Source organism: Enterococcus sp. 9D6_DIV0238 (genome assembly GCF_002174455.2).
Lineage (GTDB): Bacteria > Bacillota > Bacilli > Lactobacillales > Enterococcaceae > Enterococcus_L > Enterococcus_L dunnyi.
On the sequence record NZ_CP147246.1, the window covers coordinates 837383 to 855706 of the forward strand.

16 protein-coding genes are annotated in these 18324 nt (G+C 38.2%); 2 read left to right on the forward strand and 14 right to left on the reverse strand.

Going from position 1 to position 18324, the window contains the following annotated elements; all coding sequences use genetic code 11:
* Positions 1-57: 57 nt before the first annotated feature.
* Positions 58-1305 carry an acyltransferase family protein gene (locus tag A5889_RS03970; protein ID WP_176372846.1) on the reverse strand — a complete coding sequence of 416 codons (1248 nt, stop codon included), beginning with the start codon at positions 1303-1305 and terminating at the stop codon, positions 58-60.
* Positions 1306-1826: 521 nt separating this feature from the next.
* Here A5889_RS03970 and A5889_RS03975 point away from each other — a divergent pair.
* On the forward strand, positions 1827-2957 hold the full coding sequence (locus tag A5889_RS03975) for a hypothetical protein (RefSeq protein WP_087641356.1): 1131 nt from the start codon (positions 1827-1829) through the stop codon (positions 2955-2957).
* 470 nt (positions 2958-3427) lie between these two features.
* Positions 3428-3628, forward strand: coding sequence for a cold-shock protein (locus A5889_RS03980; RefSeq protein ID WP_010760878.1), 201 nt, complete (start codon positions 3428-3430; stop codon positions 3626-3628).
* 47 nt (positions 3629-3675) lie between these two features.
* On the opposite strand, the gene icd is transcribed toward A5889_RS03980, so the two are convergent.
* The 13 genes from icd to A5889_RS04045 all read right to left on the reverse strand — a co-directional run bounded on the left by icd (position 3676) and on the right by A5889_RS04045 (position 17949).
* A complete protein-coding gene (gene icd, locus A5889_RS03985; RefSeq protein WP_087641355.1) occupies positions 3676-4953 on the reverse strand; it encodes an NADP-dependent isocitrate dehydrogenase in 1278 nt (425 codons plus the stop codon).
* On the reverse strand, positions 4950-6095 hold the full coding sequence (locus A5889_RS03990) for a citrate synthase (RefSeq protein ID WP_087641354.1): 1146 nt from the start codon (positions 6093-6095) through the stop codon (positions 4950-4952). The genes icd and A5889_RS03990 overlap by 4 nt, the downstream gene beginning before the upstream one ends.
* Before the next feature lie 349 nt (positions 6096-6444).
* Entirely contained in the window at positions 6445-9156 is a 2712-nt protein-coding gene (acnA, locus tag A5889_RS03995; protein WP_422389713.1) for an aconitate hydratase AcnA, read from the reverse strand.
* 609 nt (positions 9157-9765) lie between these two features.
* Positions 9766-11157, reverse strand: coding sequence for an oxaloacetate decarboxylase subunit alpha (locus A5889_RS04000; RefSeq protein WP_087641353.1), 1392 nt, complete (start codon positions 11155-11157; stop codon positions 9766-9768).
* Positions 11154-11696, reverse strand: coding sequence for a citrate lyase holo-[acyl-carrier protein] synthase (gene citX / locus A5889_RS04005; protein WP_176372844.1), 543 nt, complete (start codon positions 11694-11696; stop codon positions 11154-11156). Before citX ends, A5889_RS04000 begins: the two co-directional genes overlap by 4 nt.
* The gene (gene citF / locus A5889_RS04010) at positions 11689-13218 is read right to left on the reverse strand and encodes a citrate lyase subunit alpha (protein ID WP_087641351.1); all 1530 of its coding nucleotides are present in this window, start codon (positions 13216-13218) and stop codon (positions 11689-11691) included. Before citF ends, citX begins: the two co-directional genes overlap by 8 nt.
* 1 nt (position 13219) lies before the next feature.
* Positions 13220-14107: a citrate (pro-3S)-lyase subunit beta gene (citE, locus tag A5889_RS04015; protein ID WP_087641350.1), complete on the reverse strand. Its 888-nt coding sequence runs from the start codon at positions 14105-14107 to the stop codon at positions 13220-13222.
* Positions 14095-14403 (reverse strand): citrate lyase acyl carrier protein, encoded by a 309-nt coding sequence (citD, locus tag A5889_RS04020; protein ID WP_087641349.1) that lies wholly within the window; start codon positions 14401-14403, stop codon positions 14095-14097. Before citD ends, citE begins: the two co-directional genes overlap by 13 nt.
* A gap of 13 nt (positions 14404-14416) precedes the next feature.
* Positions 14417-15412, reverse strand: coding sequence for a [citrate (pro-3S)-lyase] ligase (gene citC / locus A5889_RS04025; protein ID WP_087641348.1), 996 nt, complete (start codon positions 15410-15412; stop codon positions 14417-14419).
* A gap of 13 nt (positions 15413-15425) precedes the next feature.
* The gene (locus A5889_RS04030; protein WP_087641347.1) at positions 15426-15551 is read right to left on the reverse strand and encodes an OadG-related small transporter subunit; all 126 of its coding nucleotides are present in this window, start codon (positions 15549-15551) and stop codon (positions 15426-15428) included.
* A 34-nt stretch (positions 15552-15585) separates the two neighbouring features.
* On the reverse strand, positions 15586-16701 hold the full coding sequence (locus A5889_RS04035; RefSeq protein ID WP_087641346.1) for a sodium ion-translocating decarboxylase subunit beta: 1116 nt from the start codon (positions 16699-16701) through the stop codon (positions 15586-15588).
* Between the two features lie 43 nt (positions 16702-16744).
* Positions 16745-17149 carry an acetyl-CoA carboxylase biotin carboxyl carrier protein subunit gene (locus A5889_RS04040; protein ID WP_087641345.1) on the reverse strand — a complete coding sequence of 135 codons (405 nt, stop codon included), beginning with the start codon at positions 17147-17149 and terminating at the stop codon, positions 16745-16747.
* A 479-nt stretch (positions 17150-17628) separates the two neighbouring features.
* Positions 17629-17949, reverse strand: coding sequence for a hypothetical protein (locus A5889_RS04045; protein WP_087641344.1), 321 nt, complete (start codon positions 17947-17949; stop codon positions 17629-17631).
* Positions 17950-18324 lie beyond the last annotated feature (375 nt).

An 18324-nucleotide genomic window follows, 5' to 3' on the forward strand; every position in this document is an offset into this window, starting at 1 on the left:
AAAGTAAAAGTATTGCTTACTTTGACCTCATTTTTATTTGTATATGATGAATTGATTTTATCTTAAACTTCTTTTTAACGCGTTTAAATCTTTAGAGAAAATCAATCTGAATCCCCTATTGATCATTTGCAACAAGAACTCGAAAAACACTCCTACAATAAAAATAGTAACGGTCAATAGAATCATATACATAAGCCCAATTTTAACTCCTCTTTCTTGAAAAACCTGACTAATATTTAGAAAATCCTTCAATGACTGCCAAGTTTCCGGATTATCTAAAGGAACAATGACCTCTTTCGTTGGATCTTCGGCAATGACCTTAGTTGAAACAGTTTTCAGCAACCTTAAACGATTAGGCAAAGGATTACCTTTAAATTGGAGCAATCTAAAAAAATGAGACTCATGGAAAAGATAGACTGTAAATGTTGCTGCAGATAATGTATTGATCACGCGAATGTTTCCTATTTTGATCCGTCTAAATAATTCAAAGATCGACACGCTACAAATTAAAAATAAAATGCTTGGTGATCTTAGAACATTGTTGAACGGTGAATTAACATACATACTATTACCATTTTGGTAAAACTGACGAATATTTACATTCAAGTCTAATTTATATTGAACCACCTGAATCAACATAAAAATTATGATAAATAATAGTAACGTCAATGTCTTAACATTTTTTAAAGGATTATATAACCGAATAAAACCGCCAATTGCGTATACAGAAATTCCAATAGCAAAATTTTGAATTTTTAAGTTAGCAAGTATGTTAAATATTTCCGAAAAACTCAACAATACAAGCATGATCACAATAAAATTCAAATATCCTCGTTTATCAAGTTTATTCAAATACTCATTAAGAAAAAATTTTGCAAAAACAATAATAATGATATAGTACCCAATAAACCACCAGCCATTAAGTGGCATGTGCATATTTGTACTTGTAGAAACTGGCATATGAAATCTGCCAAATAGATAAGCGACACATACTAACACAATACTCAACAAATAAGAGCGGTTTAGTAACTTAATTCCTGGTTTTACAACGTTTACAGTGGATTTTTTAATTAAAAAATATCCCGTGATCAAAATAAACAACGTATTTCCAATTTGACCAAATGTGTAAATAATCTGAATTGTTTCTAAATGATAATAGTTGGAACCTCTATCCAAATTTACTAAAGCAAAGCGACTATAATCAATATAGTGCAAAACCAAGTGATACATGATGATTCCAAGCATCGCAACTATTCTCAAAAGTTCGAAATTGGATTCACGCTGTGTAACTCCCTTTGTTTTCATATGTTTCCTCCCTTTAAAAAAAACAAACCCGCTTGCTATTTTAGCACATAAGAAGTAAAACATCTATCTCTTATTGGTTTTCATCTTACTCATCTAAAAACAAAAAAACCACCACGACCGTCGTCTGTGGTGGAAATGAAGGTTGTTATTTACTCTTGGTAGGAGTAAGTATGAAAAACCAATTCGGGATAATTGGCATGAAGGTATATTAACATCTTCACCTAAAAAAATTATGAATAGCTATTTTGTATTTCATAAAAAAACTATTAGTAAATACTCATATAAAGCATTTCTTAACTTTTGCTTTCATTTATGTTTGGCAAACCATATTAGTTCCAACATTTTTAAGGCTGTGCTACACTTTTAATAGAAGTAGTTACGGGTTTCAATGTCACCAGCTCCATGAACCAGTTTTGCTGAAAATGTAAATGATCACGCAGAGATCCGCTTTTTATTTTACTTTTAAGCCAGCTTAAACTGAACTAGCTCATTCAGCTTTTAAATTTTAGGAGGAATGTATTATGGTAGATCAAGAAAAAGACACACTTTCTGTTTTATTCTCTGATGATGTTCACGGTCCCTTTGTAACGTTTATTTTAAACACACACGTTGCACATCAAGATGTTGAAAAAGATTCTTTAGCGTTCAAAAACTTTGGAAAAGCTGCAAAAATCCGCTTTGAAAAAAAATACAAGACACTCTCATGGGCACCGTTCCAAGATAAGATCGATGCTTTACTTGCGGATGCCTCATTTTGGCGCAACGCAACGAAAAGTGTCTCAATCATTTTCACTGAAAATGATGTTTTTATCCATCGTTTAGATGTTCCTGTTAACGACCAATATTATGTTGACGATCGCCCTTATCTTTTAGGGATCATCAAAAACAATCAATTCAATTATCGTTATTATCTAATGGCGCTAAATCGTGATTCGATGCAGCTTTACCTGGTTGAAAATAGTCGTGTGACAAAAGTTGATTTGCCTGACGATGCTCCGACAGACTTGGTTGGCACATTAGGTGATGAATTGACAGGTGGAAATTTAAATTACTCAACAAAAGCAGGCTCAGGTTATAATGGCTCTTCTAAAGAAGGAGTTGCTTATCACGGTGTCAACACAAAAGATCAAGAGGTGCAGATCGACTGGACAAACTATTATCAAGCAATCGATAATTACTTAAAAGATACCTTTGTTAACCCTGATCAGCTGCCGATTCGTTTATATGCATTGCCTGAAAATCAAACATTATTCAAAAAAATTGCCAAAAATACTTATTTAAAAACAGATACAGCTGTCTCTTCTTCTCCAGCCCAAGTTTCAATCAATGACATTGAAAAAGCAGCGGAAAAAATCAATCAAGAATTGGAGAAAAATGAAACAGCGACCTATAATCTTTTATTGGAGAAAAAATACGTAGATCAGCTTGCTGACATCGCTCCTGCTGCAGAAGAGGGAAAAATCTCACACTTCTTTATTTCAACAGCAAACCTCGTTGATGAAACGACAGAAATGTCCAATGAAGAATTTGACCGTAGAAAGGTCTTGAATCAAGTGACAAATAAAATTCTAAACACCGGCGGTAAAGTGTTCATCCTAGATCAACAAGCTTCACCCGATGAAAAATCCTTAGTCGCCATTTTACGCTATTAACGGATAAATGGACAAGAGCCGCTCAACTAATAAGTTGAGCGGCTCTTTAATTAAGTTGATTAAATACTTTGTTAGCTATAAACCAAGTGAAACTATCTATTAGTAAGGATAACCTTATTCTCATCTAAACAATTTGAACCCTTCCTACTTTCAAATCTATGCAGTTCCAAGACTGCGCCTTCGGAATAGATTTCTGCGATATAACTCTATCATTACTTTCATATTTAACGCTTAATACCTCTATACTATAACAGAACTAAGTTTTTTTTGACAATTAATCTTTATTTCTTAACAAATTTTTACAATTTAAAAGAGATATCACTAGTCAAGAACAAGGAAATATGCTATGATAAGAGTGTAGTTTTTGGTCGGTAATATATGTGTAGCTGTTTCAAATAAACATCTTCCACATTTTCACCTTTCAAGTAATTGCAAAATACGTGTATACACACATAGGAGGATTTTTTATTATGGAAACAGGTACAGTAAAATGGTTTAACTCAGACAAAGGTTTTGGATTTATCACTGCAGAAAACGGTAACGATGTATTCGTACATTTCTCAGCTATCCAAGGCGACGGATTCAAAACTTTAGAAGAAGGTCAAGCAGTGACTTTCGATGTTGAAGAAGGCCAACGTGGACCTCAAGCTACTAACGTTAACAAAGCATAATTAACCTTAGTAAACTCAAAAGCTGACGATTACTCGTCAGCTTTTTTTTATGTTGTCTGAATGAACCGAACCAATTCTTCGCCAAATGCGGAGCAGCTCAACAGCATTGCTTGATCCATTTGATCAGCGAAATCTTTTGTTACAGTTTTGTTCACCAGTGCCTGTTCAATGCTTTCAGTGATCAATCGACTGACCTCATCCCAGCCAAGATATTCAAACATCAACGCACCTGATAATAGTAACGAAGAAGGATTTAACTGATTCAAACCAGCAAATTCAGGTGCTGTCCCATGGGTTGCTTCGAAAATGCCATGACCTGTCTGCAAGTTTAAGTTTGCACCAGGTGCGATTCCGATTCCGCCAACCTGAGCAGCCAAAGCATCCGAGATATAATCTCCGTTTAAATTCAAGGTAGCGATCACGTCATATTTATCTGGATGCAATAAAATATCTTGTAAGAAAATATCTGCGATCCGATCTTTAATAATCAATTTCCCTGCCTTTTCAGCTTCCAACAATTGATGGTCAGCTTCTGTCTTTCCGAGTTCTTTTTTGACTTTCTCATATGTCTGCCAAGTAAAAACTTGATTGCCGAACTCCTCTTCAGCTAACGTATAGCCCCATTTTTTAAATCCACCCTCAGTAAATTTCATGATGTTGCCTTTATGCACAAGTGTTACTGATTTGCGTTGATGTTTCAACGCGTGCTCAATGGCGTCCCGAACCAATCGTTCTGTTCCTTCTTTAGACACAGGTTTGATTCCAATCGCTGATGTTTTAGGGAAACGAATCTTTTCGACTCCAAATTCTGTTCTTAAATAGCTAATCAATTTTTCCGCATCTGAACTTTCAGCAGGAAATTCAATTCCTGCATAAATATCCTCCGTATTTTCTCTAAAAATCATCATATCTGTAAGTTCCGGATGCTTTAGCGGAGAAGGCACACCAGTAAAGTAACGTACAGGCCTGTAGCATATATACAGATCCAATTCTTGTCTTAGTGTAACATTCAAAGAACGAAAACCACCGCCGATCGGTGTTGTAAGTGGACCTTTGATCGCAACTAAATGTGTTTTGATCGTCTCTAACGTTTCTTCCGGCAGCCAATCTCCCGTCTGATCAAACGCTTTTTCTCCAGCCAATACCTCTTGCCAAACAACTTTCCTTTTCCCTTGATATGCCTTTTCTACTGCGGCGTCAAAGACAGTTTTAGCCGCCTGCCAGATTTCAGGTCCAATGCCGTCCCCTTCTATAAATGGGATGATTGGATAATCTGAAACGACAAGTTGGCCGTTACTGAAAACAAGTTTTTCTCCTTTGGTCATGCTTCGATTCCTCCTGAACGTAATTCTTCATCAAATGCCCGATAAGTCAAATGCTTTGGTCCTACATAGTGAGAGCGCGGACGGATCAAACAATCCTCTTGCTTTTGCTCGTAAATATGACCTAACCAACCAGATACTCGGCTCATCGCAAAAATCAATGTGAACAGATCACTTTCAATATCTAAACAATGATAAACTGTTGCTGAGTAAAAATCGACATTAGGGATCAACCCCTTTGTTTCTTTTAAATAGCACTCAACCTGACAAGATAAAAAGTACCACTGTTCTTTTTGCGTCAATGCCGTTAGTTCTTTTGCGAGCTTTTTCAAATGTTTTTTTCTTGGATCTTCTGTTTTGTAGACACGGTGCCCAAAGCCCATCACTTTTTCTTTACGATCTAATTTTTGATTCAAATACTCTTTAACACTCAAACTACCAGAATCAATTTCCATCAACATATCAAATACTCGTTCATTTGCTCCACCATGAAGCGGTCCTTTTAAAGAACCGATCGCAGCAGTAATACAGGAGTAGACGTCGGATAATGTCGATGCACAGACTCGCGCGGTAAAAGTGCTAGCATTCAAATCATGATCTGCATGCAACACCAATGCTTGATTCATTGCGGATACCTGTACAGCATTCGCTTCTTCGCCAGTGAGCATATAAAGAAAATTCGCCGCGATCGATAAATCACTTCTAGGCGCGATTGGATCCAAGCCTTTTCTTAACCGGGCATATGCCGCAATGATCGTTGGCATTTTAGCCTGCAAAGCGACACTTTGTTGATAAGATGAAGATTCATCTGTTTCTTCTGCATTTGGATCAAACACCCCTAAAAGTGAAATAGTCGATCTAAGAACACTCATCGGATGAAGATTTTGCCGTGTCTGGATTTTCAAACATGTCACTATTGTGTCTGAGATCGGCATGGCAGCAGCTAAATCCTGTTTAAACTTGAACAGTTCTTGAGCATTTGGTACCTTAAGATACCATAAAAGATAAATCACTTCTTCAAACTGAACATTTTCAGCAACTAGATCATCAATATTAAAACCAGCAAACAACAACTGATTTTCGACGATCGAACTGATCTTTGTTTCAGAAACCACGACACCATCTAAACCTCTATGGATCTCCATCCAAATCCCTCCTTAAAATAAAAGCGGAACAGGCTCGTCAAGCTCTGACAGAAAAATAGGAAAAATCGATTGAGACGCTTTTTGTCTCACTCTATTTTTATCTTTTTTCCGAAGAGCTAGCCTGTGCAGCTGGATAACGATAATAGCGGAACAAGCCGTTTAGCCTTGACTGAAAAATAGGAAAAAGAAAAGGTGGTGCTTTTTACCACAATTTCTTTTTATCTTTTTTCTGAAAGTCTGGCTCATGCAGCTGGATAACATCAATCATCAACACTTTCTTTCAAAAATCTTGTACTGTTCATCATCAAATCAAATTCATTCTTTTACCACAGAACTAGCTATATGTTTTTCAAGCCATTTGTTCCAACTTTTTACGAATGACCATCGGTAATATACCACCATGCTGATAATACGTGATATCAACCGCAGAATCGAAACGTAATAGCGTCTCAAATTCAATCGTTTCACCCGAATCTTTTTTCGCTGTGACCTTTACTGTATCTAAAATCCCTTTGGTTTCATCGATCTCGATATCGAATTGTTCAGTTCCTGTTAAACCTAAACTCTCCGCATCTTGACCTTTTAAAAATTGTAGCGGCAACACACCCATCATCACTAAATTCGAACGATGGATTCGCTCATAGCTTTTGGCAATCACAGCCTCTACACCCAATAACTGCACACCTTTTGCTGCCCAGTCTCTAGAAGAGCCCATTCCGTAGTCATCTCCAGCTAAGATCACGAGCTTGGTTCCTTCCTGCTGATATTTCATCGCTGCATCATAAATCGGCATTGTCTCTCTTGTGGGCTGGAATATGGTGTATCCGCCTTCTATCTCTGGTACTAGCTGATTACGAATTCGAATATTGGCTAACGTTCCCCGCATCATTACTTCGTGATGACCTCTTCTTGCGCCATAAGAATTAAATGCGCGGATGTCAACACCTTGTTCAGTCAAATACTGTCCTGCCGGGCTATTTTTTTGTATACTTCCAGCTGGTGAAATGTGATCAGTTGTCACCGAGTCTCCAAATTTAGCTAAAACTGCTAGATTCTTTAATGGTTCTCGTACGGTTCTTTCCTGAGACATTCCTTCAAAATAAGGAGGATTCGCTATATATGTTGACGCTTGATCCCAAGCATACAAGGGCTCTGCAGTCGTTTGAATTTTATTCCATTCTTCATTGTCATTGAATACTCCTGCATATTCTTGTTTATATAATTCAGGAGTGACACACTGATCGATCAAATGCTGAACTTCTTCTCTAGAAGGCCATAAATCATTGAAATAGATTGGTATGCCATTTTTATCGATCCCTATTGGTTCATTAAACACATCAATAGCTACAGTTCCTGCTAATGCATATAGTACAACAAGCGGTGGTGATGCAAGATAGTTTGCCTTGACTAAAGGATGGATCCGTCCTTCAAAGTTACGATTCCCGCTTAATACTCCAGCAGTCAATAAGTCATTTTCTTTGATTACTTCTTCCACTTCTGGTTTTAATGCTCCTGAATTCCCTATACAGGTAGTACAGCCATAGCCGACAAGATGAAATCCTAATGTCTCTAAATAAGGGAGCAGCCCAGCTTTTTCAAGGTAAGCAGTCACGACTTTGGACCCTGGCGCCAATGATGTTTTTACATAATTAGGCACTGTCAATCCCAGTTCAGCAGCCTTTTTAGCAACCAAACCAGCGCTTAACATCACAAAAGGGTTAGATGTATTCGTACAGGAAGTAATCGCTGCAATCGCCAGCGCACCTGGTTTTAATTCATGGTGTTCTCCTTCTAGATCTAAAGGAATAGATTGTTCTTGCTGCTCCTTGGACAGACCAAATCCTTGAAGTCCACTTGGTGCATTGAGCGCTTCTTCAAAACTGTTTTTCATTTCTGTTAAAGGAATCAGATCTTGTGGTCGTTTTGGACCAGCTAAATTTGCTACTATCTTACTTAAGTCGATTTCGATCACTTTAGTGTAACTGGGCTCTTGATCAGTTGATGGCTCGTAAAATAGCTGATTCTCTTTTAAATAATGTTCTGCGACTTTTACAGCATGCTCTTCTCTTCCTGTCAAACGTAAATAACGAATCGTCTCGTCATCTACAGGAAAAAAGCCACAAGTAGCACCATATTCAGGTGCCATATTCGCAACAGTTGCTCGGTCTGCTAAACTCAAATTTACCAATCCGGGACCAAAGAATTCTACAAATTTACCAACGACTTTTTGTTCACGTAACACCTGTGTTACTTTTAAAGCTAAATCTGTCGCAGTCGCTCCTTGAGAAAGCTCATTGACAAACCGTACGCCGATAACCTCTGGAATCGGAAAATAAGAAGGTTCGCCTAACATACTCGCTTCGGCTTCGATACCGCCAACTCCCCAGCCTAAAACACCTAAAGCATTGACCATCGTCGTATGTGAATCTGTCCCAACAAGTGTATCAGGATATAAAAGAGTGGATCGATCCTCCATTTTCTTTTGAATCACGACAGAAGCAAGATACTCCACATTGACTTGATGAACGATACCTGTTGCTGGTGGTACGACACGGTAGTTATCAAAAACTTTTTGCGCCCAGCTCAAAAAGCGATAACGCTCCTGATTGCGTTGAAATTCCATGCTCATATTAAGCTGCAAAGCTTGTTTTACACCTGCCACATCTACCTGGACAGAATGATCGATCACTAGATCAACAGGTACTTCTGGATTGATCGTAGTCGGATCACCGCCAAAATCTGCAATTGTTTTTCTTAATGAAGCAAGATCGACAACTGCTGGAACGCCAGTGAAATCTTGAAGAATCACACGTGCAGGTTTAAAAGGAACCTCTCCTACATTTTTTTCTTTTGCAGACCAATTTGCCAATTGATCGATATGTTGCTGAGTGATGCCTGTCCCATTTTTCTGCCGCAGTAAAGATTCTAATAATACCCGAATACTAAAAGGTAACTTTGAAACAAAAAGATTTTGTTCTGTTTCAAGTGACGCTAACTCATAGTAATGATATTTTTGGTTGTCATAGTAAAAAAATGTTTCTGCCGATCGTTGTTTAGAAATCAAAACCATCCCTCCTAAATTTGAGCGTTGCACAATACCTCTACTTTTAAACAAAGTAAAAACTCACACTTTTTATTAATCTTTGATTAGAAGTATTTATGCATTATCTAATTTTAGCTATTATAACGGCATTATAACGGAATGTAAACCCTTAAACAAATGAGAAAAGTTAGGTTAATTGACTTTACCATGTCAGATTTACGTAATATAAAAAGATGTGTAAAACCGCTAAAAATAGGTGATCTCTTTTTATTACCCCTTTTAAAATTAGCTATTTTACATGTTTTTCACATTTAATTTTAACCTTATATGCATTTTATGTATCTCAGACATTTGTTTGGTTTAGTTTACATCATTTGGAATGTATTTCAGTAAGTCTTATGTATTTTTATCAATTTCATGTAAGATGGATTTTTTTATTTTTGCAGTAAAAATAAGAGTGCATGACAAAACTAATGATCAGTTTTGTTTCGCACTCTAAAGCTTAATAAACGGCAGAAACAGAAGCAACTCCTGGTTATTTCTCGGAGTTGCTTCTGTTTCAACTTCTAAATACAAGTATCCGTTCCATATATCAAAACCAAGCACTTATGAGTCTTGCTGTTTTTTTTAAATATCCAATGTCACAGTGACTTCTTGAATCGGAATATCATAAAAACGGTCTTCTCTTCTACCTAAAAAGTCTTTTCCTTGTTGTGGGAATAAAGCATACATCAAGACATCTTCTGTTGATTTTGCATACTCCTTGATTTCTGCTTCATACGTCGACATCTCAGGTGTTAGTAAATCCGCAGGACGAACAGTGATAACTTCCTCGTCTCCAATGATCAATTTAGTCATTTCTTCAGAGATCGCTACAGGTGGTTTCCCATATAATCCTTTGACATAGTCTTTGATTTCTTTTGGTACTATTTTATAGCGTTCCCCACTAATAACATTCATCACCGCTTGCGTTCCCACCATTTGTGACAATGGCGTTACCAATGGCGGATATCCAAGATCAGCTCGGACTTTCGGTACTTCTTTCAATACTTCCTCATATTTATCAACAAGTCCTTGCTCCGTTAACTGGCTCAACAAATTAGACAACATACCACCAGGTACTTTATAAAGTAATGTTTTAGGTTCCGTATCTTTGACCTTCGGATTTAAAAGACCTTCTTCTCTAAAGCTATCACGAATCGGATTAAAGTAATCTGCGATTTCTGCAACTTTATTCATATTTAAGTGTGTATCATAGCCTAGGTTTTCTAAAGCCAAAGCCATAGATTCTGTTGCAGGTTGGCTAGTCCCTCCTGAGAAAGAGGAAATTGCTGTATCGATAATGTCTGCACCTGCTTCAACTGCTTTCAAGTACGTCATTTCAGCGATCCCGCTTGTCGCGTGTGTATGGACTTCTAAAGGCACTTGAATGTTGCTTTTGATTTCCGTCACTAAACGGTACGCATCATTTGGTGTTAGGATTCCTGCCATGTCTTTGATGCAAATTGAGTCCGCACCCATTTTTTCAAGTTCCGTCGTTAAATTCACAAAATAATCGATTGTATGAAACTCACTTGTCGTATAAGAAATTGCAGGTTGACAATGACCACCGTATTTCTTTGTGGCTTCAATCGATGTTTGCAGATTTCTAGTATCATTCAACGCATCAAAAACGCGAATGATATCAATACCGTTCTCGATCGATTTTTGTACGAAGGCTTCAACGACATCATCTGCATAGTTTTTATAACCTAATAAATTTTGTCCTCTTAACAACATTTGTAATTTGGTATGTTTTACGGCTTTTCTAATTGCTCGTAATCGTTCCCATGGATCTTCGTTCAAGAAGCGGATACACGCATCAAAAGTCGCGCCGCCCCACATCTCTAATGCATGAAAACCAGCCTCATCCAAAGTTTGGATAATTGGCAACATATCACTTGTTGGCATACGTGTAGCGATTTGGCTTTGTTGTCCGTCACGCAGAACGGTTTCTGTAAAAAGTACTTCTTTTGTCATTTCATCTTTCCTTTCTCAATGAGTTGACTGATTGCTTGCTGCATTTCTTCTATACTATGACGTCGTTGGCGCCCGCAAATCTTTGCTTCATCTTCACAGATAAAACAACGACGCACGGGATAACCCAACTCTGTCCGACTAATAGAAAGTAGTTGTTGCTCTTTTGGATAAAGAACATCTAAGTCCAGCAAGCGACCATAAGGATGGCTCTCTTCCAAATCGATCAGTTGTTTTTTTAATACTTCAGGTGTCTCTCTAATGACTAAATAATATTCAGGTCCTGTTTTTACGTCACGGTATTTACGTGCAACTCTTTTTTCAGGAGGAATCAGCCGATCGATTGCTTCAATGACAGTTAAAAAAGCGGCTTTGAGTTGCTCATTCGTTTTTACAGGACCAGGAATATTCATGGTTGCGCTCAACAATATTTCATGCGGATGCTTTCCTAAAAGTTCACGCTGAATCAATACGCGTTTTTCTCTTGCATTCATCATATCGATCAGTTCAACTTCTTCACCTTGAAAATAGGCTTTACACATTTCTGACCACATCGATGATCGAACCGTCACGGTATTCAATCAAAGCAACGACTTTTTCTCCATATTGAATAGCTTCTGGACGATCAACGATACTGTATGCTTTTTCCTGCAGTTCTTTTATTGTAAATTTAGGCACATCAAGTCCTTCAAAATGCTTCATTAAATCTTCCCGTTCCGGATTGATAGCAATACCGATCTCTGTTACAACAACATCAATACTGCTGCCTGGTGTAACAACCGTGTTGACTTCCTCAACAATTGTTGGGATTCTGCCGCGGATCAACGGAGCAATGACTAAGCTCATTTTACAAGCAGCACTTGTATCTGAGTGTCCGCCCGATGCCCCGCGAATCACACCGTCAGAGCCGGTGATGACATTGACATTAAAATTCGTATCGATTTCAAGCGCTGAAAGAATCGCTGTATCAAGTTGATTGATCACAGATCCTTTGCTTAATGGCGATGCGTACATGTTCGCATCGATCTCATAATGATTGTCATTAGCACCCAATGACACTGCTGATGGATGATCGAAATCTTGGACATCAATGATTTTTTCTACTAATCCGTCTTCTAACAACTCGACCATCGCATTCGTGATACCGCCTAAAGCAAAGCTTGCAGTGATCCCATCTTTGATCATCGCTTCTTTTAAAAATCTAGATACGGCCAAAGCCGCTCCACCTGTTCCTGTTTGGAAGGAAAAACCATTTTTATAATAAGGTGAGTGAGTGATCACTTTAGCTGCATACTCTGCAATCAAAAGTTCTTTAGGATTCTTAGTAAAACGAGTAGCTCCTTTGGCGATCCCAGCTGGATCACCGATCGCATCAACTTCAACAACAAAATCAACATCTGTTTGCGGAATACTGATCGGTGTATTCGGATATGGCATCAAGCTATCTGTAATGATCACTACTTGATCAGCATACTTCGCATCGATCATCGCGTAGCCTAAAGAACCACAAGTTGCTTTTCCTTTTGTTCCATTGACATTGCCATAAGCATCCGAGCTTGGTGCTCCTAAAAAGGCAACATCGATGTGAATGTCTCCTGCAGCAATTGCGCGGGCTCTACCACCATGAGAGCGAATAACAACTGGATTTTCCATAATGCCTTCTGAAATCGCTGCTCCGACTTTATCACGTAGACCGCTTGAGGTGATATTTGTAACGACTCCATTTTTAATATGCTCGATCAATGGTTCATGAACATTGGCGATCGAGCTCGGGGCAATCGATAAGTTCTTGATTCCCATTGCTGCGATTTCCTCTAAAACCATATTCATGACAAAATCACCTTCACGGAAATGGTGATGGAATGAAATCGTCATTCCGTCTTTTAGTCCTGTTTTTTCAATCGCTTCTCTTAAGCTCCCCAATAATTTTGTATCACGTGGTCTAACCGGCTGGATCGTTCGGCTGGATTCTTTATATTCATGGATATTCGTGAACTCACCGGAAAACACGCCATAATTTTCAGCATAATTATCTGGAATTTCTTTGCCTACATTATTTTTCATTCTAGACTTCCTCCTCAGAAATCAATTTTGCTGCGATCGCTAAAGCAATGACACGTTCTGCTCGTTCAACGATCGGTTTGTCGACCATTTTTCCGTTGACTGAGATAACACCAGAGCCTTTTGCTTCGGCTTCGCGGATTCCCCAGATCACTTCTTTTGCTTGTTGAATCTCTTTAGCAGTTGGTTCATAAACACTATTTACTAAAGGAATTTGACGAGGGTTGATCACTGATTTTCCATCAAAGCCTAGTTGTTTGATCTGCTCAACCTCAGCTAAGAAGCCTTCTGTATTATCGACATCTGAGTAAACCGTATCGATTGCAGCGATTCCTGCAGCTCTAGCAGAATGTAAAATAAAGCTGCGGGCAAAAAAGAGCTCTTGTCCATTGGGATAGCGGTGTGTTTTCATATTCGTCACATAATCTTCTGCACCTAATGCGATACCGATCAGCCGTTCGCTAGCCTTAGCGATTTCACGCGCATTCAGCACACCTTCCGCTGATTCGATCGCTGCCATCATTTTCGTCGTACCCACTTCAATCGTGTATTTCTTTTCCATTTCAGTGATAACGTTATCTACATCTACGATATCTTGAGCCGTTTCTGTTTTAGGTAAACGAATGACATCTACGCCAGCTAAAACCATCGCCTCAATATCCTGATGCCCAACTGTATCTAATCCATTGATTCGAACCACTGTTTCCACCATTGAATAATCAAATGTTCGTAAAGCATTGTAGACAAGCAGGCGTGCACTGTCTTTTTCTTTTAACGAAACAGCATCTTCCAAATCAAACATCACAGAGTCTGCGCCATATAATGTTGCATCCCGCAACATCGATGCGTTCGCTCCGGGTACAAACATCATTGTTCTTCTTAAGCGTTCCATGAGTGAATCACCTGCCAATCAATCGTTTCTTCATTAGCAGCTCGGTATACAGCTGCGACTGTTCTTGCTTGAATCGTACAATCCAATGCACCTTTATCAATTGCTTGAACCTTTGCGTCAGTGACGGATAAATTAGTCAAGGTTTCCTGTATTTTTTCACGAATTTGACGGCCAAATTGTTTTTCGACACTGCTGTCCAGTTCAATTAGAATTCCGTTTCCACTATTTTTTCCAATTGTAATCATGATATCACTTGATTCAGTTGTTCCAGCAGATGCGTTTTGTTTGATTTCCAAAGTGTACACCTCATTACTTATTATTTTGTTTGGTTATTGCTTCAAAAGTTGTAGGCGGAACAAGTGCCTTGATCGCTGCATAATTTTTCTCATCCATTAAAGCACGAACTCTAGAGGCACTAATCACTTCTTCACCACTTTTTTTTCTTGGTAAAATAACTAGCTTTAGTGCAGATCCGAAGGTCTTTTTCATCGCCTGATTATAAATTTCTGTTACTTCAGAAAATGGCTCTTCTCCAACAAATCTAGTAGAAATCGACAGAGCAGAAGCAATTTTTTCTTTAAATAACGTGGCATCCAAAACAGCCTGTACTTGTGCAATACTAGCTTTTGCCTGATCCTTCAAAAAATAAGATGGAAAGGTCGCACTGGATACCATGTACTCTCGCGTCGGTAAAACAACAACATTTTCTAAATGCTTCGTTCCTTTTTTTACAAGTTCAAAACGTGTTTTTGCATCAAACAGCGAACGTTCCTCAGACAAAACAAAAAGATAAACCGTTTCTACACTTTTAGCAGCTTCTGTAACTAAATATAAATGACCATTTGTAAATGGATTGGCATTCATTACGATTGCTGCATTATTCTTTGTCTTTCGTTGCTGCTTTTTGAGCTCCGTCAAATAGTCATTAAAATCTGGAAAGCCTTGCTCCATAAAAACTAGATCTGACGTTGCCGCGATTTCAGTAAATCCTAAAGAATGAAACAATTGACTCGTTTTTGGCTTTGTATATAAAAAATAATGCTGATAGTCGATATCCCGCAGTCGCTCTCGTAATGCCTGAACAATCTGAGTAAGCAGGTTTTCATTTTGATAAGAAGCGTCAATCGCCACACATTTTAAAATATTCCTAAAAATCGATCCTGTTCCAATCAGTTTTTCCTGTTCGTAGATACCAATCGTATAATCTAACTGCTCATCAGGAAATAGTCCGGCAGTTATCAAAAAATCTGCCCACTGCTGTTTGCCTAATGGATCTCGATCAAGCCAAATTCTTCTGATAGTCATTATTCATCACTTCCTACTTTTTTGGCGGAAATAATTTATTCAACATCGAAGACGCAAAGTAAATCACAAAAATGACAACAAACACGCCGCCCCAACCAAAAATCAGTAGCTCTAATGACTTTAGTAAATCAGCTGACATAAACAAACTCCTCTCCCTTTTTTTCTATAAACCACTACGCAAGCAATGCTAATAATAAGCCGCCGGCGATAACAGACGCAATTTGCCCAGATACATTTGCACCTGCTGCATGCATTAAAATAAAGTTCTGAGGATCTTCATCTGTTGCCATTTTTTGAATCACGCGACTTGACATTGGAAATGCTGAAATACCAGCGGCACCGATCATTGGATTGATTTTTTCTTTTCTAAACAGATTCAATAATTTTGCAAATAAAACACCGCCAACTGAATCCATCACAAAGGCCACTAAGCCAAGACCAATAACCATCAAGGTATCAACTTGTAAGAATTCCTCGTACTGCATTTTCACTGAAATCGCCAGTCCCAATACAATACTGATGATATTTACCAGCTCATTTTGCGCTGTAACAGATAAACGATCTAAAACACCACATTCACGTAGTAAATTCCCGAACATCAAGAACCCAACTAGTGGTAGAGAAACTGGTGCTACTAAACCAGCGACGATCGTAATCACGATCGGGAATAAAATTTTCGCTGTCTGCGATACTTCACCAGCACGGTAAGTCATACGAATTTTACGTTCCTTTTTCGTTGTAACAGCTTTAATCGCTACAGGTTGAATGATTGGAACCAAGGCCATATATGAATAAGCAGCTACCATGATTGCACCCATATATTTTGAATTCAATGTATTCGCAACAAAGATAGATGTTGGTCCATCTGCTGCTCCGATGATTCCAATAGAAGCGGCATCATTTAAATCAAACCCTAATAGTACTGCAGCAATGATCGTAAAGAAAATCCCAAATTGAGCGGCTGCACCGAACAATAATAAAAATGGATTTTGTAATAATGGTCCGAAATCGATCATAGCGCCTATTCCGATAAATAGTAACAATGGAAATAATTCCGTTGAAATCCCCATATCAAACAACACTTGAAATGGACCAGCTTCGCCACCAGCACTTAATACCCCTGTGTTGGGAAAGTTAACTAACATCGTTCCTAATCCCATTGGTACTAGCAAGGTAGGTTCGTACTCTTTTTTGATCCCTAAGTACATCAAGATGCCTCCGATCAGCATCATGACAATACGACCAGGTTCCTGTCCCATCCCTACTACACCTTCAATTAATGTTTCCACAAACGTCACTTCCTCTTTTAAAATTAAACTCTTTTTTCTCTATTTATTTGATTGTAATCAACGGCTCTCCTGGGTTGACCATATCGCCTTGTTGAACGTGGATGCCTGTGACTGTACCAGCTTTTCCAGCAACGATTTCGTTTTCCATTTTCATTGCTTCAAGAATCATCAGCGGTTGATTTTCCTGTACAGTATCTCCAACATTCACCAAAATTTTTAAGATCGTTCCCGGCATAGGTGATGGCATTGCATCACTGCCAGCTGGTGAACTTGTCGTTGGTGCAGTTTGCTCAGCAGGTGCGGGTGCAGGCGTTGGTGTTGCTTCTGCTACAGGCGCAGCAGCCGGAGCTGTTGGTGCAGCAACTGGCGCTTGCGGCACTCCACCAATTTCTTCCATTTCAACTAAATACTCTTTTCCATCAATAGAAATTTTAAACTTACGTAACATGTAAACTCCTCCTAATTAAATAAATGATCAACACTTTCTAACGAAAGTCTTGTACTGTTCATCATCAGCTCAATCTCTTTCGCTGTGATTCCCAGCAAAAGCGTAACAGGCTCATTCAGCCTTGACTGGAAAATAGGAAAAATCGATTGAGGTGCTCTTTACCTCGCTCTATTTTTATCTTTTTCCCGAAAGGCTAGCCTGTGTAGCTAGATAACAATAATGGCGGAACAAGCCGTTCAGTTTTGACAGAAAAATAGGAAAAATAAAATGTGGTGCTTTTTGCCACAATTTATTTTTATCTTTTTTCCGAAAAACTGGCTTGTGCAGCTAGATAAAATAAATGATCAACACTTTCTAACGAAAGTCTTGTACTGTTCATCATCAGCTCAATTTCTTTCGCTGTGATTCCCAGCAAAAGCGTAACAGACTCGTTCAGCCTTGAATATAAACCTATTTTTCAAACATCCACATCAGCACAACTATTTTTTCTCTTGAATCGATCGAACAACAAATTGACTCTCTGGTTGGTCTGCTGAGGCAATACTAGAAGCAATCACTGAAACAAGTTCTGCCTCCGGATTTCTTTTCATGATGCGTTTGATCGTAAAACTACTATCTGGCTGATCACCAGCTGCAATAGCAGTAGCGATGACTGAAATGCGTTCATATTCTTCACGTTCAACAGGAATATACCCCGCTATTTTTTGCCATTCAGAATCTTCTTCAATCGGTTGAATCTGATTATGCTCTGTTTTTATTTCCCCACTTTCTTTAGTAAAAAGACGGCTAAATAACCCCATGGATTCACATCCTTTCTGCTTATGATTTCATTATAGGTAAAATCTTCGACAAAAAAACAATATCAGTGTTTTCAAATTGTTCTTTTGTTGTTTCTTAGTAGACATTTCCGTGCAAACTTACTGGAAACATTGATATATAAGCGTTTCCAAGCATTTAATATTTTATTAACATCTTATTAACATCTCTTTAAGAAACCGTTATCATTCCTGTTTTTTTGGTGTTCTTTTTCTCATTGCTAACTATTTATCTCAACAGACTTGCTTTACACTAAGCTTGTTAAACGAAACAAGAAAGGGTTTTCATAATCAGTTATATTGTTATCTTATTTCAATTGCTATTCTAATTCTCTGATTGTTTCAGACAACAATTTTATT

Coding starts and splice junctions, on each gene's coding strand:
- A5889_RS03970 (WP_176372846.1), bottom strand. CDS start 1,305: ATGAAAACAAAGGGAGTTACACAGCGTGAATCCAATTTCGAACTTTTG.
- A5889_RS03975 (WP_087641356.1), top strand. CDS start 1,827: ATGGTAGATCAAGAAAAAGACACACTTTCTGTTTTATTCTCTGATGAT.
- A5889_RS03980 (WP_010760878.1), top strand. CDS start 3,428: ATGGAAACAGGTACAGTAAAATGGTTTAACTCAGACAAAGGTTTTGGA.
- icd (WP_087641355.1), bottom strand. CDS start 4,953: ATGACCAAAGGAGAAAAACTTGTTTTCAGTAACGGCCAACTTGTCGTT.
- A5889_RS03990 (WP_087641354.1), bottom strand. CDS start 6,095: ATGGAGATCCATAGAGGTTTAGATGGTGTCGTGGTTTCTGAAACAAAG.
- A5889_RS04000 (WP_087641353.1), bottom strand. CDS start 11,157: ATGACAAAAGAAGTACTTTTTACAGAAACCGTTCTGCGTGACGGACAA.
- citX (WP_176372844.1), bottom strand. CDS start 11,696: ATGTGTAAAGCCTATTTTCAAGGTGAAGAAGTTGAACTGATCGATATG.
- citF (WP_087641351.1), bottom strand. CDS start 13,218: ATGAAAAATAATGTAGGCAAAGAAATTCCAGATAATTATGCTGAAAAT.
- citE (WP_087641350.1), bottom strand. CDS start 14,107: ATGGAACGCTTAAGAAGAACAATGATGTTTGTACCCGGAGCGAACGCA.
- citC (WP_087641348.1), bottom strand. CDS start 15,412: ATGACTATCAGAAGAATTTGGCTTGATCGAGATCCATTAGGCAAACAG.
- A5889_RS04030 (WP_087641347.1), bottom strand. CDS start 15,551: ATGTCAGCTGATTTACTAAAGTCATTAGAGCTACTGATTTTTGGTTGG.
- A5889_RS04040 (WP_087641345.1), bottom strand. CDS start 17,149: ATGTTACGTAAGTTTAAAATTTCTATTGATGGAAAAGAGTATTTAGTT.
- A5889_RS04045 (WP_087641344.1), bottom strand. CDS start 17,949: ATGGGGTTATTTAGCCGTCTTTTTACTAAAGAAAGTGGGGAAATAAAA.